This is a genomic window from Pseudarthrobacter arbutini (assembly GCF_054510915.1).
This window is the reverse complement of sequence record NZ_JBTNDQ010000016.1, coordinates 75,314-98,042: the sequence shown is the minus strand read 5'-3', so window position 1 is coordinate 98,042 and position 22,729 is coordinate 75,314. Positions and strand designations below refer to the sequence as shown.

The window sequence follows — 22,729 nt, the reverse complement described above, 5'->3', positions numbered from 1 at the left end:
GCACGCCTATGTCGAGGCGATCTGGACGCTGGCGTCCTGCACCGTGAACGCCGCCCGGAAGGCCGCAAGGGCTTCCTCGTCGTCACCGCTGGCCCAGGCTTCCATACCCACCGTCCCCTCGTAGCCTGCGTCCGCGAGCGCCTTGGCCACGGCCCGGTAGTTGATCTCCCCGGTTCCGGGTTCGCAGCGGCCCGGTACGTCGGCAACCTGGACTTCGCCGATGTGCGGCAGCGCGGTCCGCACGAGCTCGATGAGGTTCCCCTCGCCCAGTTGTGCGTGGTACAGGTCCAGCATGAGCTTCACGTTGGGGTGCCCGGCTGCTTCCACCAACGCCAGGGTGTCCTTGGCGCGGGCGAGCGGGATGCCGGGGTGGTCCAGGACCGTGTTGAGGTTTTCCAGGCAGAACGTCACCCCATACTTCTCCCCCAAGTTGCCGAGCCGTTCCAGGGTCCGCGCGCCGGTGCTCCACATGCGGCCGGTGGACCGGTAGAGGGGGCGGGCCGCCTGGCCATCGATGAGCTCCGCTGGGTGCACCACCATGCGGCTCACGCCGAGCTCCAGGGCTGTGGGAATCAGAGACTCGGCCGTCCGCACCACGTCGTCGGCCGTGTCGGGGTCCACGAGGCTTCCGGAGGTGTACCCGGTCATGGAGGAGAACGCCGCGCCGGTTGCCTTGAGCCCGGCCAGGTCCTTGCCCCTGGAGTCCCACATCTCGACGTCGAAGCCGGCGTCGTGGATCCGCTGCACCCGTTCCACAAACGGCAGGTCCGTGAAGACCATTTCCGCGCAGACGGCCAGCCGCATCAGACGCCGGTCCGGGTGTCGTCACGGAGCGCCGGTACAGGGGCAGCAGCCACAGCCACCGGACCGCCCTGTTTGACCGATTCGATGCACGCCAGCGCCATGGCCAGCGCACGGCGGGCGTCTGCGGCCCCGGGAGTGAGGGTGAAAGCGCCCGACGGCGGCGGTGTGCCATCCCGCTGTGCACGCACCAGGGCGGCGAAATCGGCGAGTTCATCCGTGTAGGCCTGCCGGAAGAGTTCCACGTTGAGGCGCGGGGTGTCCGCGGACAGTCCCTCCGCCGTGTAACGCCGGGCCGCCGTCTCGGTGGCACGGCCGGCCTGGACCATGCCCTTGGAACCGAAGACCTCTCCGCGGATGTCATAGCCATAGAGGGCACTGAAGTTTGCTTCCGCCACGGCGATGGCGCCGTTGCTGTAGCGGATGGTCACCACTGCTGTGTCCAGGAAGCCCTGATCGCGCAGCTCCGGTTCCACGAGGGCGTCCGCCACGGCGTAGACCTCTACGGGCTCGGCACCTTCGTTGAACCAGTTGAGGGTGTCGAAGTCGTGGATCAGGGTCTCCAGGAAGACAGTCCACGCGGGGACCCTGGCCGCGTTCGGGATGCTTCCGGTCCCGGGGTCGCGGGTCAGCGAGCGCAGGAGCTGCGGCTGACCGGCGACGCCCGCGGCGAGATCCTTCTTGGCGGCCTGGAAGTCCGCCGCGTACCGGCGGTTGAAGCCGATCTGGAAGTGCACTCCGGCTTCTTCCACGGCGGCAAGGGCGGTGTCGAGTTCGTCGAGCCCCTGGCCGGCGGGCTTCTCGCAGAAGACGTGTTTCCCGGCGGCAGCGGCTTGGGCAATGAGGGTTGCGTGGAAGCGTGCCGGACTGGCGATGATCACGGCGTCGATCTCGGGATCGGCCAGGATATCTTCGGCGCTGGCGGTGACCTTGGCGGTGCCGAGGGACTGTGCGAGGGCCTCGGCAGATTCGGTGTTGGGGTCGGCGATGGCCGCCAGGACAGCGCCCGGGACCCGCCGGGCGATGCTGTCAGCGTGGAACGCCCCCATCCAGCCCGAGCCAATGAGCCCGATCCGGACGGGCGCAGGAACACCAGCGGGGTTTTGAGTAAGGTAGGCCATGAGCCGGTCCTTTCGGTAGTTGTATGCAGATGGATGAATCAGGGTCGGGCAGCGGCTTCGCCCGGCAGGGCAGCTTCCCCGGGGAAAACCACGCCTAGCTGCCGGCGGATCTCATCGGCAACCTCCAGGGTGCGGATGGAGGCCGCCAGGGTCCGTTGGCTGGCCTGGGTGCGGCCGGCGGCCACGGCACGCGCCACCGCGGCGGCCTCATAGTGCAGGCCCTCAAAGTGCGCACCGTTCGCTTCCTCGTACCGCACCCGGGTCCCGTCCGGGTAGCGGATGTCGAAGCCGCCCGGCATGTTGAAGGGTCCGTCGATGGTCAGCGTGGCGTCGGATCCTACGATCGTGGCGCCGGTGGGTGTGAAGTTGTGGACATGGGTGTTGACTACGGCCTGGGCGCCGCTGGCGAACTGCATCACGGCAGAGAGCTGGGCGTTGACCCCGGACGGGTGCGGCTGTCCGATGGCGTACAGCCGTTCGGGCCGGCCCAGGACCTCGGTGACCAGGGCCAGCGGGTACGTGCCGAGGTCCAGCAGGGGGCCGCCCGCCAGTTCCGGGTCGAAGATGCGGTGGGTGGGCTCGAAGTATTCACCGTATTCCGCGACTACCGTGGTGATGGCGCCCAGGGTCCCGGCGTCCAGGACTTGCCGGATCACATCGAACTTTGGCAGGAAAAAGCTCCACATGGCCTCGGCGGCAAAAACGCCCGCCTCTTCGGCACGAGCGGCGATGTCCCGTGCCTGTACGGCGTTGAGTGCGATGGGCTTCTCGATCAGCACGTGCTTGCCAGCGTCGAGTGCCAGGACCGCCGCCTGGTGGTGTCCGGTGTGCGGAGTACACACGTAGACGATGTCGATGCCCGGATCGGCCGTCAACTCCTCGTAGCTGCCGTAGGCCGTCGGAATGCCGAAGGATTCGGCGAAGGCCTTGGCGCGGCTGAGCGAGCGGGACGCGACGGCGGCGATCACCTGGTCCGTGTGCGCCTGGACCGACTCGGTGAACCGTTCGGCAATCCAGCCGGGCCCCATGATTCCCCAGCGCAGCACCGGGGCATCCCGGGAGGCGGGCACGGCGGACGCCGGCAGGTTCCGGACGCTCACGCGTAGCTGACCTTGGTGTAGGCGCCGTCGCCGTGCATGGAGCGGATCATTGCGTGCGCCACGAGCGAGGCGTGGAGGCCATCCATTGCCCCGGCCAGCGGCGGCTGATCACCCTGGCCGAGCGCCGTGATCCACGCCTGCAGCTGCAGCCTGTAAGCATCGGCAAACCGCGGCCGCCAGTCCGCGGGCACGGCGGTCCGCCGGATGCCGTCCTCTTCGACACCCAGCAGAGCCGCGTCCCTCAGCCCGGTGACACCGCGTTCGGAGACGACTTCGCAGCGCGTCGTGTAACCGTATTGGGCGTTCAGGAACAGCTCCAGGGTGGTCAGGGTCCCGTCGGCGGTGCGGAGCAGCATGAAGGCTGGATCCTGCAGGCCGCCTTCAGCGTTGCGGGAACTCTGCCCCGCCTGCCATGAGACTTCCGTGATGGGAGAGCCCAGCAGCCAGGGAATGATGTCCAGCTCGTGGATGGCCGAGTTGGTGATGGCCGATTCGGCAGTGGTACCCGGGCCGGCGGCAGCATTGCGGCTGGTGCAGTGGACCATCAGCGGTTCCCCCTGGGCGCGGCCCTGCACAGACTGGCGCAGCGCCACGTAGCCAGGGTCGAAGCGCCGCATGAAGCCCAGCGACAGCAGGGACGCCCCGGTGGCGGCGACGATGTCGGCGTCGGCCGCCACAACCTCCCGGCTTTCCAGCAGCGTGGGGGCCAGCGGCTTCTCGCACAGCACCGGGGTCATCGCCTCGAAGCACTCCAGCACAAGTCCGGCGTGCGTGGAGTCATGCGAAGCAATAACGACGGCGTCCACCTCGCTGGAGTTGATCAGCTCCGACGGTTCCGTGGTGATGCGGGCGGCCGGCGGCGCAGCTGCTGCGGCACGTCCGGCGTCGAGGTCTGCCACGAAGGTCACCTCGGCGCCGCCGATGGTACCGGAGAGGTTCCTGATGTGGTCGGCACCCATGATTCCGGCGCCGATGACGCCTACCCGGATCGGCATACTGTCTTCCCGTCTACTTTTCGCTATCTTTGCCGTGACCTTCGCGCCGTGGCACGGCGGGCGGGGCCCGTCCGGTTTTCCGGCGGGCCCCGCCTCGGTCCTGTTACACGTGCCGGGGGCTGCTTTCCGTTGACGTCTCTCGGTTGTGAGTAACGTCAGCGACCTCTGCCTGCACTTCCTTGACCACGTCGCCGTGTCCGCCGAGCTGCTCGAGCTCGTGGGCGAGTTCCGCCAGTTCCGCACCGCCGGCCATCTGGGCGGTGAGCTCGTCCAAGGTGATGTCCTTCTTGTCGTAGTAGCCGATCGACTTGCCGCGCTTGAGCAGGAGGAACCGGTCCCCGACAGGGAAGGCGTGGTGCGGGTTGTGCGTGATGAAGATGACGCCGAGTCCCCGGTCGCGAGCCTGCAGGATGTAGCGGAGCACGACGCCGGACTGCTTGACGCCCAGCGCCGCCGTCGGTTCGTCCAGGATCAGGACCTTTGCGCCGAAGTACACGGCGCGGGCGATCGCGACACACTGGCGCTCACCGCCGGACAGCTGGCCGATGGGCTGTTCCACGTCGCGGAGGTCGATGCCCATCTCGGCAAGTTCCTTGAGCGTGATGGCCTTCATCTTCTCGACGTCCATGCTTTTGAACGGGCCGAAACCGCTGGTCAGCTCCGAACCGAGGAAGAAGTTCCGCCAGATGGGCATCAGGGGCACCACCGCGAGGTCCTGGTAGACGGTGGCGATGCCCACGTCAAGGGCGTCACGGGGCGAACCAAACTTCCGTTCCTCGCCCATGATGTTCAGCACCCCGGCGTCGTGCTGGTGCAGGCCGGCGATGATCTTGATCAGGGTGGACTTGCCCGCACCGTTATCGCCCAGTACGCAGGTGACACGGCCGTTGTCCACGGCCATGGTCACATCGGAGAGGGCGATGATGTTGCCGTAGTGCTTGCCTACTCCGTCGAGGGAGAGCAAGTGGACGGGGGTGTGGGTGAGGGGATCTTTTTCATCCTTGAGCAGGGTCTGTTGGTCGATCTCTTTGGCGTTCATTTCTCCGGCCCCTTTACTTGAGTTCCGCGCGGCGCTTGACGATGAGGTTGATGATGGTGGCCAGCAGCAGCATCAGGCCCAGGAAGAACTTGAACCAGTCGGGGTTCCACTGGGCATAGACGATGCCCTTGTTGGCCATGCCGAAGATGAACGCGCCGATCGCGCCGCCCACCGCCGAACCATAGCCGCCGGTCAGGAGGCACCCGCCGATCACCGCGGCGATGATGTACAGGAACTCGTTGCCCACACCCTCACCGGACTGCACCGTATCGAAAGCGAAGAGGTTGTGCATGCCCAGGATCCAGCCGCAGAAGCCCACGCCCATGAACAATCCGATCTTCGTGGCCTTGACCGGCACACCCACGGCGCGGGCCGCATTCTCGTCCCCGCCGACGGCGAAGATCCAGTTCCCCACCCGGGTCCGCATCAGCACCCAGGTGGCCACGGCGACCAGCGCGATCCAGATGAACACCGTGATCTTGACATCGATGCCGCCAATGGAGACCGAGGACGCGAACACCGCGCGGGCGGAGGCGAAGCCGTCCATGCTGGAGATCGACGGCGACGACACGGAGCCGCCGATCAGCCGGGTCAGGCCCAGGTTCAGGCCGGTCAGCATAAGGAACGTGGCCAGGGTGACGATAAAGCTGGGCAGCTTGGTCTTCATCAAAATCCAGCCATTGATATAACCGATGCCCACGGAGACCACCAGGGCCAGGAGAACCCCGACCCAGATATTCGTGCTGAAGTACCAGCTGAACATCGACGCCGTCAGTGCCGATGAGATCACCGCGACACCGGTGGAAAGATCGAACTCCCCGCCGATCATCAGCAAGGAAACCCCCACCGCCATGATGCCGATCGTGGAACTGCCGTACAGAATGGTCGCCAAGGCATTGGGCTGGGTAAACGTCGGGGAAACCAACGCGAAGAAGACGAACAGGACCACCGCTCCTACGAGCGCGCCGACTTCGGGACGGCCCAGGAGCGTCTGGAGCGGGTTCCGCCGCCCAATTCTCTCATCGCCACGTGGCCCGGCTGCTGAAGCCGGTGCCGGGGGCAGGGTTGCTGTTTTTGCCATAGGAAGAACTCCTTGTTGGTCAGGCCGTGCGGCGGTTGCCCGCCGCACGGCCTGAGTCCCGGATCTAGCGGACGCCCTGCTGGGCGAATTTGAGAACGTCGGAAGCGTTGGACTGGTCAACGATGGTGGGACCGGTCAAGACCGGCTGGCCGCCGCCAAGCTTGAAGCCGCCACGCTTGGCCTGCCACAGCGAGTCGACCGACATGTAGCCCTGGGCCCACGGCTGCTGGTCCACGGTGAAGATCACGTCACCATCCACGATCTTCTGGGCGAGCTCTGCGTTCAGGTCGAAGCTGGCAACCTTCGCAGAGCTGCCGGCGTCCGCGACGGACTTGAGCAGCGTGAGGGTGATCGGTGCGCCGAGGCCAATGATGACGTCTGCATCCTTGGCTGCCTGGAGCTTCGCGGTGGCGGTGGACTGGACGCCGGTCATGTCCTTGCCGTCGACGTAGAGAATCTCCGCACCCGGAACCTTGGCCTTGACGCCTGCGCACCGTGCTTCAAGGCCAACGTGGCCCTGCTGCTGAATGACGCAGACCGGGTGCTTGAAGCCCTGTTCGGCGAGCTTGGTGCCCACCGCCTGGCCGGCAAGCTGCTCATTCGAGCCGAAGTGCGTAAATGCGCCGAGCTGCGCCGACACGGACTCGCCGGCGTTGAGGCTGACCACCGGAATCCCGGCATCGGTGGCCTTCTTCAGGACGTCCTTCAGGGCCTCCGGGGTTGCGAGGGTAACGGCGATGCCGTCGACTTTCTGATCGATGGCCTGCTGGACGAGCTGGGCCTGGCGTCCGGCCTCCGGGTCACTGGTGTAGAGCAGTTCCACGTTGTCTTTCGCTGAGGCCTCCTCGGCGCCCTTGCGGACTATGTCCCAGAAGGTGTCGCCTGCCGCGGCGTGGGTGATGAGAGCCACCTTCATGCGGTCTGTGGTGGCCACCTGACCGCCGCCGGCGGCGCCGCCGCCCTCAACCGGCTTCCCGCCCGTGCTGGAGCAGGCGCTGAGTGCCATCATCGGCACAACTGCCGCAACGAGAGCCGCCTTGCGCCAAGAAAAATTAGCCACGTTAATCTCCTTTGATCTCAGGGTCCGGGCTGCCACTCTGCAACCGCCGGAGCACTGTCTACCTCGATCATGGTGATTCAACTCACGAATGTCAATAGTTTGTCCTGACATTAGGATGTTTTTACGTAAGGAGCCTACTGCGGCCGCCCTAAAATGCCGGCCGCGCCGTGGTCCCGCGAACAACCAGGGCCGGCTCAATCAGCTTGCGTTGCGGGCCAACCGCGGAGTCGCGAATGCGTACAAGCAGCGCCTTGGCCACATCCACACCCACCAGATCGCTTCGGTTGTCTACTGAGGTCAGCTCCAGATACCGCGACTTTGCCAGGGTTGAATTGTCGTATCCGATCACGGAGATGTCCGCCGGGACCGCAAGCCCGCGCGCCTTGATGGCACCCAAGGCACCCAAGGCCATGGTGTCATTGGCGGCGAAGATGGCAGTGGTGTCCGGATAGTGGTCCAGCAGCCAGCACGTCGAGGCGTAGCCATCCTCCTCGGACGTGCCGCCCGACTCCCCCGCAATCCGAAGTTCGGCGCCTGACTCCCGGAGCCGGCTGCGGAAGCCCGCACGCCGGTGAGCAGCGGCACCGCCGGATCCGGAGAGGTGACCTATCCGGGCGTGCCCGAGCCCCAGGAGGTGGCTGGCCGCCATTCCGCCGCCACTGTCGTCGTCGTTGGTAATCAGATCCGCACCGGCCGGCACGCCATCGCGCCACCCAGCCACGACCGTCGGAATCTCCACCCCAGCCAACATTGAGGCGCTTGGCTCTGCCGCTATCACCAGCCCGTCAACGTGCATGGCAAGCAAACCGTCAACAGCTCCCTGGATGCGGTTCTCCCCGGGGCGGGAATCAGCCAGCATGACCTGGTAGCCATGTTCCGTCAGCGCAGATTCCATCCCACGCAGCAGATCGACGAACCACAGGTTCCGGTAGTCGTCAATCACCAGCCCAATGCTCTTCGTGCGACTGCTGGCAAGCGTAGTGGCGGCGCGGCTGGGGCGGTACCCGAGGTCCGAGATGGCCGCCTGGACGGCTTCGCGGCGCTTGTCGCTCACCCTCGCGGGATTCTGCAGTACGAGTGAAACCAGCGACGGCGAGACGCCCGCCTGCTTCGCCACGTCATAGATCGTCGGGCGTCGTGCCTTGGGGCTGTGCAACGTCATCGGAGGTGCCTTTCGTGTCTGCCCTTGAGGATATCCGCCAGGTGATTGACAGGACATACATACATGGATACGCTCAGATCCAGTGCACTAAATTGTAGCGCTACAAAATGCCGTTGGACCTTCCCGCCGCGGCTGAATTTCAAAGGAGAAATCAATGGCTGAAAGCCTAGGCGTCGCCGTCATCGGTGCAGGCATGGCCGGCAAGGCCCACGCTGCTGCATACCGCACCGCGTCTGCCCTCTACAGCCCGGTACTTCCCCCGGTGCGCCTGGTCTCGATCGGCGACGTCAACGCCGAATTCGGCTCGTTGGCCGCCCGCCGTTTCGGATACGAACGCAACGACACGTCGTGGCAGGCTATCGCCGAAGCCGATGACATCGACGTCGTCAGCGTGGTCATCGCCAACTCGCTCCACCGCGAAGTGGTGGAGGGCCTGCTCGCGGCCGGCAAGCACGTGCTGTGCGAAAAGCCGCTGAGCGGCTCCCTGGCAGACGCCCGCGCCATGGCCGAGGCAGCCCGCGCGGCCGAGGCCGGCGGAACGATCGCCCGTATTGGCTTCACGTTCCGCCGCACCCCCGGCATCGCCTACATCCGGGACCTGATCCGCAACGGCGTCCTCGGTAATGTCCTGCACTTCAGCGGCCGCTACTGGACCGATTACGGCTTCAGCCCCTCCGCTCCCATGAGCTGGCGCTACAAGGGCGGCCCCGGCTCCGGTGCGCTCGCCGATGTTGGAAGCCACCTGACGTACATCTCCGAGTTCCTCTGTGGTGACATCAAGTCGATCACCGGCGGCAGCCTCAGCACCGTGATCGACAAGCGGCCCCTGCCGCTCGCGGTCGTGATGGGCCACGACCATGCTGCCGTCAGCGACACCTTCGAAGCCGTCGAGAACGACGACTACGCAGCCTTCAACGCGGAGTTCGGAACCGGCGCCGGCAGTTTTGAGGTCTCCCGGGTTGCGGCCGGGCAGGCCAACAGCCTGACCTTCGAGGTGTTCTGCGAGAACGGTGCCGCCAAGTTTGACCAGCGCCGCCCCGCCGAAATCCAGCTGTTCCTCAATGACGGCTCCGGCAACGAGAACGGTTACCGCCAGGTCATCCTCGGCCCGGGACACCCCTACATCGCCGGCGGCCTCGCCATGGACGCCCCCGAAGTCGGTTTCGGCCAGAACGACGCGTTCGGCTACCAGGCCCGGGCGTTCCTCGAAGAGGTCGCCGGCCTCACCGAAAAAGAGTCCCTGCCCCGCTGTGCCACCTTCGACGAAGGCGTGCGCAACATGGAACTGCTCGGCGCAGTCGCCGAATCCGCCCTGAACAACGGAAAGAAGATCACGCTATGAAGCTCGGTGTCTACAACGCAATCCTGCACGACCGTCCGCTTCCCGAAGCCCTGAAGGTCATTGCCGATCTTGGTCTCACCGGGATCGAGATCAACACCGGCGGCTTCCTCCCCGCCGTGCACGTCCCCACCATGGACCAGATCCTGGAAAGCGACGCCGCCCGCGACGACTACCTGGCGATTTTCGAGGGCACCGGCGTCTCGATCGCAGGACTCAACTGCAACGGCAACCCGCTGCACCCCAACCGTGAGATCGGCGAGAAGCACGCCGAGGACATCCGCCGTTCCATCCGCCTGGCCAGCCGCCTCGGCCAGGACCGGGTGGTCACTATGTCCGGCCTGCCCGGCGGAGAGCCCGGCGCCACCACCGTCAACTGGGTGGTCAACGCCTGGAACTCTGCAGCACTGGACGTCTTGGACTACCAGTGGGGCGTGGCTGCGGAATTCTGGAAGGAAACCGACCGCCTGGCGGCTGACCACGACGTCAAGGTGGCTCTCGAACTGCACCCGCAGAACCTCGTCTTCAACACCGCCGACGTCCGCAGGCTGATCGAGCTGACCAACGCCACGCATGTCGGCGTCGAGCTGGATGCCTCCCACCTGTTCTGGCAGCAGATGGATCCGGTCGCCGTGGTGCGCGAACTCGGGCCCCTCGTGTTCCAGGCGGCGGCGAAAGACGTCCGCGTCAACACCGAAAACGCCGCGCTCTACGGCGTGCTGGACAACAGCTTCCGCCGGCTCACGCCGGAGGAAAACCGCACCAACCTCGGCGGCGACGAGTGGGCCAACGAGTGGCCCAAGAACTCTGCCTGGGACTTTGTGTCCCTGGGCCGCGGGCATAACACCGCCTACTGGACGGAGTTTCTCCGCGCCCTGCACGAGGTAGACCCGGAGATGCTGGTCAACATCGAGCACGAGGACGTTTCACTGGGCCGGATCGAGGGCCTGCAGGTGGCGGCCAAGGTGCTGCGGGATGCTGACGCTGCGCTCAGGTCTTCGCTGAACGTGACGGCTTAGTCAAACAATTGGTCAGGCAAAGGCCTGTGGACAGCAAGGGGGCGGCGCACATGCGTCGCCCCCTTGCTGTACCCGAGGCCGGCCCTAAGACAGAAGGAAGCGAAACATGCGTATTGGCATTGTCGGATACGGGGCAGGCGGCAGGTACTTCCATGCCCCATTCATTGAAGCAGCCGAGGGAGTCGAACTGGTCGGCATTGTGGCCCGTTCGGAAGCGAAAAGGGCGCAGGCGGAAGCGGACTTCCCGGGGCTGCCCGTTTATGGGAGCCTTGCCGGTTTGCTCGACGCCGGCGTGGACGCGGTGACCATCACCACGCCGCCGCACACCCGCCATCACCTGGTGATGGACGCCGTCACGGCGGGCGTGCACGTTGTGGCCGACAAACCCTTCGCCCCGAATGCGGAGGCTGCGCGGGAACTCGCCGAGGCCGCCGCACGGGCAGGTGTTGTCCTCAACGTCTACCACAACCGGCGCCGCGACGCGGATATCCTCACGCTCGCCAACGTGCTGGCCTCAGGGGAACTGGGTGAGACATGGCGGGTGCATTCGACCATGGACCAGGACAACGCCAACAGCCTTGAACTTGGTGCCAGCGGCGGACTCCTGCGGGACCTGGGCAGCCACCTGGTTGACCAGATGCTGTGGCTGCTGGGACCGGCGAGCCACGTTCACGCGAGCCTGGACTGGACGGACCGTTTCGGCGAACGGACGGACTGCGGCTTTGTTGTCACCATGACGCATGCGTCGGGAACCGTCTCCACGGTGTCCGCCAGCAAACTCAACCATTCCACCACGCGGGAGCTGCGGGCCTACGGCAGCAGGGGCAGCTACATCGCCTCCGGCGCCGACGTTCAGGCGGACGCCGTGATGTCGGGCCGCCGTCCGGTTGAGGAACCGGCAACGTGGGGCATCGACGCGGCCGAAAACTGGGGCACCCTGTCCACGAAGGACGGCCGCGGGGCCATTGCCTCGGCGCAGGGGAACTATGCCGGCTTCTATACAGAGTTCGCCCGCGCGGTCCGCGGCGACGGCCCTGAACCCGTACCGGCAACGGAAGGAATCCGGACGCTGGAGGTGTTGGATGCGGCCCGCCGCAGTGCGCTGGAGAACGCGGTGATCGCGCTCTGATGAGTCCCCCGAAAGGGAACAGGAAGAAACGCCCGACGCCGGCCGGCGTCGGGCGTTTCTTGCGTCGCCTTAGGCGGACACGCCTGAGCGCTGCTTGAACAGGTGCTCGAGCTCCTCCAGGGACTTATCCTTGGTCTCCGGAACGACTCGCTTGACCCAGACAATGGCACCCAGCTGCAGGGCCACGAAGATGAAGAACGTCGCTGAAACACCGATCCACGAGACCATCTGCGGGAAGAAGAACCCGATCAGGAAGTTGATCATCCACAGCACAAAGACGCAGATGCCCATCGCGATGCCTCGGACGTGCATGGGGAAGATCTCGGACATGGTCAGCCACGTGACGGTGCCGATGCAGCCCTGCATGGACGCCAGGAATGTCACCATGAACAGCAGCACAAGGTAGCCGCGCAACGTGCTCTCCGGCAGGAGCATGGAGACGAGCGCGATGGCCGTCAGGGAAGAGGCCGTGCCGCACAGTCCCACGATCAGCATGGGCTTGCGAGGCACCCGCGTCATCAGATACATGCCGACGATCACGGCCGCCACGGAGGTGACGCCGTTGAGGACGTTGGCGATCAGGGCGCCCTGGTCACCGAATCCAGATGAGGACAGGATGGACGTCCCGTAGTACATGATGGCGTTGACGCCGCTGATCTGGTTGATGATGGCCATGCCCAGGCCCACCACGAAGATCCTGCGGATCCACGGAACGGTGAGGTCCTTGAACGTGCCCATCCTGGCCTGGTAGTCCTCCCGGGCTGCCTGCCGCACCTCGTCGAACTCCGCGGAGACGTCGCCGGCGGCGCGGGTGGAGCGCAGCACCTCAAGGACGGCCCCGAAGCGGCCGGCCGACGCCAGCCAGCGCGGGCTCTCCGGCAGGACCAGCATGCCGAACCACAGGACGACGGCCGGGAGCGTGGCGATAACCAGCATCCAGCGCCACACGTGCGTTTCTTCGGGGAAAGCGTTGCCGAGCACCGCATTGAAGGTGAAGGCCAGGAACTGGCCGGTGACGATCATCAGCTCGTTTTGGGTGACGATGCGGCCGCGTTGGGCCGCCGGGGACATTTCCGCGAGGTACACGGGGACAATCACGGAGGCGCCGCCCACTGCCAGGCCCAGCAGAGTGCGCGCCGCGATGAGCAGTTCAGTGCTTGGTGAGAGGGTGCAGGCGATGGTGGCCACGACGAAGATCAGGGCCAGTCCCATGATGGTCTTGCGCCGGCCGAAGCGGTCCGAGAGCCGGCCTGCGCTGATGGCGCCGAAGGCCGCGCCGAACAGGAGCGTGGAAGTGACCAGCCCTTCGGTGAGCGGCGTCAGTCCGAGGTCCCGCTGCATAAACGGCAGGGCGCCGTTGATGACACCGGTGTCGTAGCCGAAAAGGAGTCCGCCGAACGTGGAGAAGAGCGCCACCTTCCGCATGAACTTCTTCGGATTGGCCGGTTTGGCCGGGTTGTTCGGCTTGGTGGTGCCGGGCGCGTCGGACTGGACTGTGCCGGGATTCATCATGGTTCCGTTGCTTTGGTCCGTCTTCCCCACCACTACTTGGCCTGGGCGACGTAGTTGCGCATCGTCTCCAGCTGGTAGCGGGACACGTCCTCGGCGTTGTCGTCTTCGGCGAAGACACTGGACACCATGACGGTGTTGTCCTTGGCCAGGAAGCCGATTTCCTTGAGCCCGCCGAAGAACTCGTCCCAGTTCACGTCGCCGTCGCCGATTTTCAGGTGCTGGTGCACCCGCACTGCGTTTCCGGGCGGGTTGGTGATGTAGCGCAGGCCGTGGGAGGCGTGGTGGTCCATGGTGTCCGAGACGTGGACCAGGCGCAGCTTGTCCCCCGCTGCCCGCATGATTTCAAGGGGCTTGTTGCCCATGTGGAACGAGTGCGAGGCAACGTAGACCATGCCGATGTTGGGCGAGTTGATGCCACGGATGACGCGGATGGCGGCCAGGCCGTCTTCGACGAAGTCGTCCGGGTGGGGGTCGATCAGGACATCCAGGCCTTCACGCTCGATGATCGGCAGCAGCTCTTCCATGGAGCGGTAGAAGGCGCGCTCGGATTCTTCGGCCTTTTCGGGGCGGCCGCTGAATTCGGTGTTCATGGTGCTGACGCCAAGGTCCACGGCAATTTGGATGGCGCGCTTCCAGTAGCGGACCGCTGCCTCGCGGGCATCCTCGTCCGGACCCGACCAGCGCAGCACGGGAAGCACCGACGCGATTTCGACGCCGGCATCCTTGCAGGCCTTGTTCATCTGGGCCACAAGCTCATCGTCGGCTTTGGGGTGGTTGTAAAACGGGATCATGTCCGCATGCGGAGTCAGCTGCAGGTACTTGTAACCGAGATCGGCGGCCACGCGCGGAAATTCCAGCAGGCTGTGGCTGTGGTGGAACGGGGTGGGGTCCAGGGCGATTTTCATGGTCACTCCTTTGTGAATGAGTCATTGATCTAGAGTTTTTGTCCAGATAATGCGCCGAGAAGGGTCTCAAAGCCGCATTATCTGGACAAAAACTACGGGAGCGGGATGGGCTGTTAGGTGTAGAGGTCCGGCTTGGCGTTCAGCTGGACCTTGACCTTTTCGCCCGACTTCTGGGCCTCGACGCCTGCCTCGCAGCAGGCTGCGGTGGCGTAGCCATCCCAGGCGGTGGGACCGCCAATCTCGCCCTTGAGCGCGGCGTCCACCCATGACTGGATTTCGACGTCGTACGCCGCACCGAAACGCTCTTCGAAACCCGGGGTAACGTTGCCGCCCCAGCGGCCGGCGCTGCGGGTGTAGGGTCCCTTGTCGCCGCCAATGCTCACGATGCCTTCCTCAAAGGAGGCCTGCGTGGCAACTTCGTAGCCGAACTTGGCGTTGACGTAGATTTCAACGTCGGCCAGGACACCGGACTCGGTTTCAAGCAGGACGTGCTGCGGATCGTGCTGGCCGGCAGGGGCGTTTTTGGTGGCCTTGCCCAGGCGGACCTGCACGCTGGTGATTTCCTCACCGGTGAAGAAGCGGATCGCGTCGAACTCGTGGACCACGGAGTCGTTGATCAGCATCTCGTTGGTGAACCCGGCTGGCGTGGTGGGGTTGCGGTGCTGGTGGTGCAGCATCAGCAGTTCGCCGAGTTCACGGTTTTGGATGATCTGGCCCAGGGAAGCGTACTCGGCGTCGAAGCGGCGCATAAAGCCCACCTGGATGCGCTTATGGCCCAGCTTCTCTTCAGCCTGGACGATCTTCCAGGAGGATTCCGCGTCGGGGGTCAGCGGCTTCTCGCAGAGGATGGGGATGTCCTTGGCGATTGCCTTGAGCAGGATGTCCTCGTGCAGAAAGCCGGGCGTGGCGATCAGCACGGCGTTGACGTCGCCATTGCTGAGGGCCTCTTCGGCGTCGGCCAGGGCGACGGCGCCCAGAATACCTTCGATGGCGGCCTGGGCGCGGGCCAGGTCGACGTCGACGACGGCGGCCACTTCAGCGCCGTGGATACGCGTGTGGAGGCGCTGGATGTGGTCCGCGCCCATGCGGCCGGCGCCGATGACGGCGACGCGAAGGGTTTCAGTCATTGTTTTTTCCTTACGTTTCGGGTGCTTGGGCGGGCGTTAGTTGACGGCAGTGCGGGAGCCGCAGGACAGCAGGTAGTTGCGGGTGCGCTTGGCGATCGGCATGGGGACGTCGAAGGCCACCGGGTACATGTCCTGCTCCACGATCCCGAAGATAGGGCGGTCCAGGGCTTCCACTGCTTCGATGACGGCGCGCAGGTCCGGGAGACCGTTCGGCGGCTCTGTCATAACGCCGGCCAGGTTTGCGGCTGCCCAAGTCATGTTTTCGTCGTTGACCTTCTTCAGGACCTCCGGGTTGATCTGCTTCAGGTGCAGGTAGCCGATGCGGTCCGGGTAGTTCTTGATGAGCTCGAGGCTGGAGGCTCCGCAGTATTCGGCGTGGCCGGTGTCCAGGCACAGGTTCAGGTACTTCGGGTCCGTGGCGGCCAGCAGCGTTTCGATGTCTTCCTGCGCTCCGACGTGGGAATCGGCGTGCGAGTGGAACTGCTGCTTCAGGCCGAAGTCCTCCAGCAGGGTCTTGCCCAGGCGGTTGTGGCCGTCGAACAGGTCGCTCCACGCCTTCTCGCTGAGTTGGCCGCTTTCCACTGCTTCACCTGTGACGTCGTCGCGCCACATGGCCGGGATGACCACGATGTGCTCGCCGCCCATGGCTGCCGTGAGCTTGGCGACCTTGCGGGCGGGCTCCCAAGCGGTTTCCCACTGGTCAAGCCCGCGGTGGAACGCGGTGAAAACCGTTCCTGCGGTGACCTTCAGGTCGCGCTGCTTGAGCTCCTCGGCGAGCCTGGCGGGATCGGTGGGCAGGTAACCGTAGGGGCCCAGTTCGATCCACTTGTAGCCGGATTCGGCCACTTCGTCGAGGAACCGTTCCCACGGGGTCTGCTGGGGGTCGTCGGCGAACCATACGCCCCAGGAGTCCGGCGCGGTGCCGATGATGAGCTTGTTCTCTTGGTCTGTCATGACAGCGTTGTCCTTCTGTTGTCGGGGTGGTCAGGCTGGGGGTGGCGTCGGTGGAAGGAGCGTTAGTCCCGCCGTCCCCGTCCTTCGCTGGCATCGTCAGCCCGTCCGGGAACGGCGTCTTCTCCCACGGCCAGCTCGTCAGGGAGCCCCTCCGCGATTCCATCGTGGCGGACCTGGTGGCTGTCGTCAGCGTGGGAGGGGAAATTGTAGGAGGCGCCGGAGGCGTGGGTGGCTTCGGGCCAGCGTGAGGTAATGACTTTGCCACGGGTATAGAAGGACACGCCTTCGGGGCCGTACATGTGCTTGTCCCCGAAGAGCGATGCCTTCCAGCCCCCGAAGGAGTGGTAGGCCACCGGCACGGGCAGGGGCACGTTGATGCCGATCATGCCCACGGTGACGGAGCGCTGGAACTTGCGGGCGTTTGCGCCGGAGGAGGTGAAGATCGCGGTGCCGTTGCCGTAGGGGTTGGAATTGATCAGGTTGATGCCTGCGTCCAGGTCTTCAACCCGGACGACGACGAGGACCGGTCCGAAGATTTCCTCCGTGTAGGCGGTCATTTCCGTCTTCACGTGGTCCAGGACGGTGGGGCCGACCCAGAATCCGTCTTCGTGGCCGGGGACCACCAGGTCGCGGCCGTCCACCACCATGGCGGCGCCGGCGGCTTCGGCCTCAGTGACGATCCTTACGATGCGTTCCTTGGAGGCCGGCGTGATCACCGGTCCCATTTCGGCGTCGGGTGCGGTGCCGTTGTTGACCTTGACCGCGAGGGCGCGCTCTTCGACCTTCTTGACCAGCAGGTCCGCGGCGTCACCGACGGCGACGGCGACGGAGATGGCCATGCAGCGTTCCCCGGCGGACCCGAAGGCGGCGGCGGCGAGGTGGTCGGCGGCGTTGTCCAGGTCGGCGTCGGGCATGATGATGGCGTGGTTCTTCGCGCCGCCCAGGGCCTGGACCCGCTTGCCGTGCTTGATGGCGGTCTCGTGGACGTACTGGGCGATCGGGGTGGAGCCGACGAAGGAGATGCCGTCCACGTCAGGGTGGGTCAGGAGACCGTCGACGGTTTCCTTGCCGCCATGCAGGACCTGGAAGACGCCGTCGGGCAGGCCTGCCTGCTTCCAGAGCTTGGCCAGCAGCATCGAGGCGGAGGGGTCCCGCTCGGAGGGCTTGAGGATGAAGGCATTGCCGGTGGCGATGGCCATCGGCGCCATCCAAAGCGGCACCATGACCGGGAAGTTGAACGGGGTGATGCCGGCGACGACGCCCAGGGGCTCGCGGAACGAGAAGACGTCGATGCCGGTTGAGACCTGGTCCGAGTAGTCGCCCTTGAGCAGTTGCGGGATGCCGCAGGCGAACTCGATGACCTCCAGGCCGCGGCCGATCTCGCCCTTGGCGTCGGAGAGGACCTTGCCGTGTTCGGCGGTGATCAGCTTGGCGAGCTCACCAACATGGGACGCGACGAGTTCGCGGAACTTGAACAGCACGGCGGTGCGCTTGGCCAGGGAGATGTCACCCCAGCTGTCGGCGGCGGCACGGGCAGCGGCAACAGTGGCATCGAGGTCCGCCCGGTTGGCCAACCGCAGCTCGCCGGAGACGGCGCCCGTGGCCGGGTTGTAGACCGGCTGGGTGCGGGTGCCAACGCCGGCGGTCTCTGCCCCGTTGATGAAGTGGTTGATGGTGGTGGTGACGGTCGTCGTTGACATGGTGTTGGACTTCCTTGGTCTGGGTCTAGCCGAGCAGTTTGCGCTGGCGGTTCTTGTGGTCGGTATAGGTCTTGAAGGCCTGCTGCGTGGAGTCGAGGTCAGAGACCTGGGAGACGGGAACGTCCCACCATGATTCGGAGCTCGGGGCGTCCAGCAGGGGGTCGGATTCAACGTGGATCAGGATGGGCCCGCCGCGTTCAGGCGCGGCCTTGGCGTCCCGGATGGCCTGCTCGAGTTCGGCGATGACCTTCTCCCCCGGTTCGATCCGGATCACCTTCACGCCGAGGCTTTCGGCGTTCAGGGCCAGGTCCACGGGGAGGGTTTCGCCTTCGTCGAAGCTGTGCTGCTCCTCGTTCAGCGCCCGGTACTGGGTGCCGAAACGCTGCGAACCGAGGGATTCGGACAGCGAGCCGATGGACGCGTAGCCGTGGTTCTGGATCAGGACCACGATCAGCTTGATGCGTTCGGCGACGGCGGTGACCAGTTCGGTGTGCATCATCAGGTAGGAGCCGTCCCCCACCATGACCACCACGTCCCGGTCCGTGCCGCCGCGCGCCGCTTCCGCCAGCGCCGCACGCTTGACGCCCAGTCCACCCGGGATTTCGTAGCCCATGCAGGAATACGCGTATTCCACGTGGTAGCCGAAGGGGTCCCGCACGCGCCACATCTTGTGCAGGTCACCGGGCAGGGAGCCCGCAGCGCAGATGACGACGTCCGCCGCGTCCATGGCCCGGCTGGTCGCGCCGATAATCTCGTTCTGGGCCGGCAGCGGCGTGAACCGGGTGTCGAACGCTTCGTCGACCGTGGCGTCCCAGCGCTTCTTCTCCGCTGCGACCTGCTGTTCCAGGTCCGCGCCCACGCGGTAGCCGCCCAGCGCCTGGTTCAGCTTGACCAGGGCCTTGCGGGCGTCCGCGACGATCGGCAGCGAGGTGCCGTGCTTGTACGCGTCGATCGCGGCGACGTTGATGTTAATGAACTTCACGTCCGGGTTCTGGAACGCAGTCCGGGACGCGGTGGTGAAGTCCTCGTAGCGGGTACCGATGCCGATGATCAGGTCCGCCTCGGCAGCGATGGCGTTGGCCGCCGTCGTGCCCGTGGAGCCGATGGCACCGAGGGAGAACTTGTGGTCCCACGGCAGGACGCCGACGCCGGCCTGGGTGTTGCCCACCGGGATGCCCGTCATCTCAGCAAATGCAGCGAGTTCCTCGTTGGCGTAGGCGTACAGCACGCCGCCGCCGGCGATGATCAGCGGGCGTTTCGCGGCACGGATAGCCTCGGCGGCGCGACGGATGTCCTCGTCGTCGGCCTCGGGACGGCGGATGCGCCACTCGCGTTCGGCCAGGAACTCCTCAGGCACGTCGAAGGCTTCGGCCTGGACGTCCTGCGGCAGCGAGATAGTGACGGCACCGGTTTCGGCCGGATCCGTCAGGACCCGCAGGCCGTGGTGGAACGCCGAGAACAACTGCTCCGGGCGGGTCACCCGGTCGAAGAACTTGGACAGCGGCCGGAACGCGTCGTTGACCGTGATGTCATAGGCGTAGGGCTGCTCCAGCTGCTGCAGGACCGGGTCCGCGGCGCGCGTGGCAAAGGTGTCACTGGGCAGCAGCAGCACCGGCAAGCGGTTGGTCGTGGCCAGCGCCGCCCCGGTGAGCAGGTTCGAAGATCCCGGACCGATCGAGGTGCTGATCGCAAACGTCTGCCGGCGCCGGGTGTGCCGGGCATAACCGACAGCCTGGTGCACCTGTGCCTGCTCGTTGCGGCCCTGGTAGTACGGCATGATCGTGGGGTCCGCGGCCTGGTACTGCTTCAACGCCTGGCCGACGCCGGCAACGTTGCCGTGGCCGAAGATGCCGAACGTCCCCGGAATCAGCCGCTCCCGGTAGTCCTCGGTGCCGATGCGGTCCACCGTGTACTGCTTGGACAGGTACTCGACGACGGCCTGGGCGACTGTCATTCTGCGTGTTGCTGTTCTCGTCCCCATGGGAAGTTACTCCGATACTTTCGCTGATGACTGCAGCACGGGCGACTTGAGCAGCGAGGCGGCGGTGGCGACGGCCCCTGCCACATCGCCGTCCTGCGGGTACAGCAGCGTCCGGCCCACGGTGAGGCCCTGGACACCGGGCAGTGCCAGGGCAGCCTGCCAGCTGGCGAAAACCTCATCCTGGGTGCCTTCCGGGTCCCCGCCGAGGAGCACGGTGGGCAGCGTCGTGGCCGCCATGACGCGTTCCATCTCGGCCACCACGGGCAACTTCATCCAGGTGTAGGCGCTCGTGGAGCCCAGGCCCTGGGCGATCGCGATGGACTTGATGACTCCGTCCGGGCTGAGGTCGTTGCGGACCTTGCCGTTCTGCCAGATCGAGAGGAACGGTTCCACCATAGCGATCAGCTTGCGCGCGGCGAGCGAGTCGACTGCCCGCGCCGTGGCTTCCAGGGCGGAGGCGGTGTCCGGGTCACCGAGGCAGATGCGGGTCAGCATCTTGCCGCCGTCGGCGCCCAGGGCTTCCAGGGCTGCGGCCGTGTGGCCGGTGAAACGGTCATCAATTTCATTGACGAGCCCGGCCAGACCGCCGCGGTTCATCGAGCCGAAGACAAGCTTGCCTTCCAGGGCCCCCAGCAGGAGCAGGTCATCCATGATGTCCGGGGACGCCAGGACACCGTCCACGGCGGGATTTGCCAAGGCGATCTGCAAGCGGTCCAACAGATCGCGGCGGTCCGCCATGGCCACCGGATCGTTTCCCACGGAGAGGGCTCCGCGGGCCGGGTGGTCGGCGGCAACAATGAAGTTCTGCACACCATACTTCAACCCCGGATGGCGGCGACGCGTGGCTGCCGCGCGGGCAACGGCATCGGGGTCTTCGAGCCGGAGGGCGCTAAGGTGCTGGTAGCGGCGGGGATCATCGTTGGCGCTCAAGACGCTGCTCCTTCGGAAACTGTGGTGTGGGACGGGCGTGAGGCAGCGGCACCGGCCAGGGCGGGTACCAGGCGGCCGCGTTCGGCCAGCAGCGAAGTGACTTCCGCCGGCGTCGGCATGGCGTCGGCGCAGGAAAGACGGGAGGCCACAATGGCGCCGGCGGCATTGGCGTAATCGAGGACCTGGGCCAGCGGCCAGCCGGACAGCAGTCCGTGGCAGAAGGCTCCACCAAACGAGTCGCCGGCACCGAGGCCGTTGACGGTTTGCACCGGGACCGGCGCGGAGACCACGCGTTCGGTGCGGGTCTTTGCCATCACGCCTTCCGGCCCAAGCTTGACGACGGCGATCTCGACGCCGGCGGCCAGCAGCCGGTCGGCCTGTTCGTCAGGGGTTCCTTCGCCCACGGCGACGGCGCATTCCTTGTCGTTGCCGATGGCCACCGTGACGTGCGGCAGGATCTTTGCAACCTCGGCCCGGGCTTCCTCTTCGGAAGCCCAGAACATGGGCCGGTAGTCCAGGTCCAGGATGGTGTACTGGCCTTCCTTGAGACCGGTCCGGGGACGGGCAGCATGGGCGGCCAGGTGGGCCTCGCGGCTGGGCTCCTGGCACAAACCAGTCACCGTCGACCAGAAGATCCCGGCCTCGCGGATGGCTACCAGGTCCAGCTCCGCGGCCTTGATCTGCAGGTCAGGCGCCGTGGGGAAACGCCCATAGAAGTAGAGCGGAAAATCATCCGGCGGCATAATGGCGCAGAACGTCACCGCGGTGGGCCATTCCTTCACCGGCGTAACGAATGTATCGTCCACGTTGAACTTGCGCAGTTCCCGGTGGAGGTATTTCCCGAAGGCGTCGTCGCCGGTGCGCGTGATCACGCCTGCATTGCGGCCATGCCGCGCCGCGGCCACGGCCACATTGGACGGGGAACCTCCGAGGTACTTTCCGAAGGACGTGACGTCCTCCAGATCCACCCCGATGTCGTTCGGGTAGATATCAACGCTGATGCGCCCGATCGTGAGCAGTTCGTGGGTCACGGTAATCGCGGACCTTTCTGGTTTGAGCTCCATACCCCTGTACAGCAAGAGCTAGGGCTCGGGTTCCTGGCCGGGCCCCCGTGAGCGGGGCCACAACCACTACCTTGCCCTAGAATCATTGTCCTGTCAAAGGTTTGTACTGACATATTTACAACCTGCATAGGGCGCTGAATTGGCGCCCTCGGGATCACTTCCGGGGGACCGCCAGTTCGCCCGTGACGTACTGCGCCCGCCCGAAGCCGAAGGACCAGTCGCCGGCCGCATTCTCCACATATCCGATAAACACGTCCTCACCGGCAATATCAAGCCCAGCCAGCCGGTCGGCAATTGCAGCAAAGAGGGATTGCTTGGCCGCCTGGCTCCGGCCACCCTGCGTAAAGATCTGGATCATCACCACATCGGGGGTGCGCTCGAAGCCGAGTCCCGCATCCTGGGCGACAATCTGGCCCTGCGGATGCTCCGTGAGAACGTGGAAGTAATCGCGCTCCGGGATGGCATACTCCGCGAGGATGGCATCGTGGATGCCCCTGCTCAAGCGCTGCAACTGTTCAGCGGTGCGCCCGTGATTAACATCGATTCGTACCAGCGGCATTTTTTCATCTCCCTGAAGTTTGTCCTGACATACTAACAAACTTTCGAGATGACCTGCAAGGAAAATCCCGAAACACCCTTCCGCCCAGGCGGGGCCGGGAGTATGGTTAAACAACCAGATAGTTGATCAATGAATCAGTTGATTAATGGAT

19 protein-coding genes and 1 pseudogene are annotated in these 22,729 nt (G+C 65.4%); 3 read left to right on the top strand and 17 right to left on the bottom strand.

What is annotated here, in order from left to right:
• Positions 1-6: 6 nt before the first annotated feature.
• From ACX80V_RS17640 to ACX80V_RS17605, 8 genes are all read right to left on the bottom strand, one after another.
• Positions 7-804 (bottom strand): TIM barrel protein, encoded by a 798-nt coding sequence (locus tag ACX80V_RS17640; protein WP_485844230.1) that lies wholly within the window; start codon positions 802-804, stop codon positions 7-9.
• Positions 804-1,922 (bottom strand): Gfo/Idh/MocA family oxidoreductase, encoded by a 1,119-nt coding sequence (locus ACX80V_RS17635; protein WP_485844229.1) that lies wholly within the window; start codon positions 1,920-1,922, stop codon positions 804-806. Before ACX80V_RS17635 ends, ACX80V_RS17640 begins: the two co-directional genes overlap by 1 nt.
• A 38-nt stretch (positions 1,923-1,960) precedes the next feature.
• Positions 1,961-3,022 (bottom strand): Gfo/Idh/MocA family protein, encoded by a 1,062-nt coding sequence (locus ACX80V_RS17630; protein WP_485844228.1) that lies wholly within the window; start codon positions 3,020-3,022, stop codon positions 1,961-1,963.
• Positions 3,019-4,017, bottom strand: a complete 999-nt coding sequence (locus tag ACX80V_RS17625; protein ID WP_485844227.1) for a Gfo/Idh/MocA family oxidoreductase — start codon at positions 4,015-4,017, stop codon at positions 3,019-3,021. Before ACX80V_RS17625 ends, ACX80V_RS17630 begins: the two co-directional genes overlap by 4 nt.
• A 103-nt stretch (positions 4,018-4,120) precedes the next feature.
• Positions 4,121-5,056, bottom strand: a complete 936-nt coding sequence (locus tag ACX80V_RS17620) for an ATP-binding cassette domain-containing protein (protein ID WP_058929933.1) — start codon at positions 5,054-5,056, stop codon at positions 4,121-4,123.
• Between the two features lie 13 nt (positions 5,057-5,069).
• Positions 5,070-6,137, bottom strand: coding sequence for an ABC transporter permease (locus tag ACX80V_RS17615; protein WP_058929934.1), 1,068 nt, complete (start codon positions 6,135-6,137; stop codon positions 5,070-5,072).
• A gap of 64 nt (positions 6,138-6,201) precedes the next feature.
• Positions 6,202-7,197 (bottom strand): substrate-binding domain-containing protein, encoded by a 996-nt coding sequence (locus ACX80V_RS17610; RefSeq protein ID WP_205630641.1) that lies wholly within the window; start codon positions 7,195-7,197, stop codon positions 6,202-6,204.
• Positions 7,198-7,345: 148 nt separating this feature from the next.
• Positions 7,346-8,359 (bottom strand): LacI family DNA-binding transcriptional regulator, encoded by a 1,014-nt coding sequence (locus ACX80V_RS17605; RefSeq protein ID WP_485844226.1) that lies wholly within the window; start codon positions 8,357-8,359, stop codon positions 7,346-7,348.
• 154 nt (positions 8,360-8,513) lie between these two features.
• On the opposite strand from ACX80V_RS17605, the gene ACX80V_RS17600 reads away from it, so the two are divergent.
• The 3 genes from ACX80V_RS17600 (at position 8,514) to ACX80V_RS17590 (ending at position 11,846) form a co-directional block, all read left to right on the top strand.
• The gene (locus tag ACX80V_RS17600; RefSeq protein ID WP_485844225.1) at positions 8,514-9,701 is read left to right on the top strand and encodes a Gfo/Idh/MocA family protein; all 1,188 of its coding nucleotides are present in this window, start codon (positions 8,514-8,516) and stop codon (positions 9,699-9,701) included.
• Positions 9,698-10,717: a sugar phosphate isomerase/epimerase family protein gene (locus ACX80V_RS17595; protein ID WP_485844224.1), complete on the top strand. Its 1,020-nt coding sequence runs from the start codon at positions 9,698-9,700 to the stop codon at positions 10,715-10,717. The genes ACX80V_RS17600 and ACX80V_RS17595 overlap by 4 nt, the downstream gene beginning before the upstream one ends.
• Positions 10,718-10,823: 106 nt before the next feature.
• Positions 10,824-11,846, top strand: a complete 1,023-nt coding sequence (locus ACX80V_RS17590; RefSeq protein WP_485844223.1) for a Gfo/Idh/MocA family oxidoreductase — start codon at positions 10,824-10,826, stop codon at positions 11,844-11,846.
• A gap of 69 nt (positions 11,847-11,915) precedes the next feature.
• On the opposite strand, the gene ACX80V_RS17585 is transcribed toward ACX80V_RS17590, so the two are convergent.
• The 9 genes and pseudogenes from ACX80V_RS17585 to ACX80V_RS17545 all read right to left on the bottom strand — a co-directional run bounded on the left by ACX80V_RS17585 (position 11,916) and on the right by ACX80V_RS17545 (position 22,578).
• Entirely contained in the window at positions 11,916-13,355 is a 1,440-nt protein-coding gene (locus tag ACX80V_RS17585) for a sugar porter family MFS transporter (RefSeq protein ID WP_485844259.1), read from the bottom strand.
• 35 nt (positions 13,356-13,390) lie between these two features.
• Positions 13,391-14,263: a sugar phosphate isomerase/epimerase family protein gene (locus tag ACX80V_RS17580; protein WP_485844222.1), complete on the bottom strand. Its 873-nt coding sequence runs from the start codon at positions 14,261-14,263 to the stop codon at positions 13,391-13,393.
• Positions 14,264-14,376: 113 nt separating this feature from the next.
• A complete protein-coding gene (locus ACX80V_RS17575; protein WP_485844221.1) occupies positions 14,377-15,390 on the bottom strand; it encodes a Gfo/Idh/MocA family protein in 1,014 nt (337 codons plus the stop codon).
• Between the two features lie 36 nt (positions 15,391-15,426).
• Positions 15,427-16,344, bottom strand: a complete 918-nt coding sequence (locus ACX80V_RS17570; RefSeq protein ID WP_485844220.1) for a sugar phosphate isomerase/epimerase family protein — start codon at positions 16,342-16,344, stop codon at positions 15,427-15,429.
• Positions 16,345-16,535: 191 nt separating this feature from the next.
• Positions 16,536-18,044, bottom strand: a pseudogene (locus ACX80V_RS17565) (CoA-acylating methylmalonate-semialdehyde dehydrogenase); the annotation flags it as partial.
• Positions 18,045-18,069: 25 nt separating this feature from the next.
• Positions 18,070-19,998, bottom strand: coding sequence for a 3D-(3,5/4)-trihydroxycyclohexane-1,2-dione acylhydrolase (decyclizing) (iolD, locus tag ACX80V_RS17560; protein WP_485844219.1), 1,929 nt, complete (start codon positions 19,996-19,998; stop codon positions 18,070-18,072).
• A 33-nt stretch (positions 19,999-20,031) separates the two neighbouring features.
• Positions 20,032-20,955: a Cgl0159 family (beta/alpha)8-fold protein gene (locus tag ACX80V_RS17555; protein WP_485844218.1), complete on the bottom strand. Its 924-nt coding sequence runs from the start codon at positions 20,953-20,955 to the stop codon at positions 20,032-20,034.
• Positions 20,952-21,986: a 5-dehydro-2-deoxygluconokinase gene (gene iolC / locus ACX80V_RS17550; RefSeq protein ID WP_485844217.1), complete on the bottom strand. Its 1,035-nt coding sequence runs from the start codon at positions 21,984-21,986 to the stop codon at positions 20,952-20,954. The genes ACX80V_RS17555 and iolC overlap by 4 nt, the downstream gene beginning before the upstream one ends.
• A gap of 187 nt (positions 21,987-22,173) precedes the next feature.
• Positions 22,174-22,578 (bottom strand): tautomerase family protein, encoded by a 405-nt coding sequence (locus tag ACX80V_RS17545; protein WP_485844216.1) that lies wholly within the window; start codon positions 22,576-22,578, stop codon positions 22,174-22,176.
• Positions 22,579-22,729 lie beyond the last annotated feature (151 nt).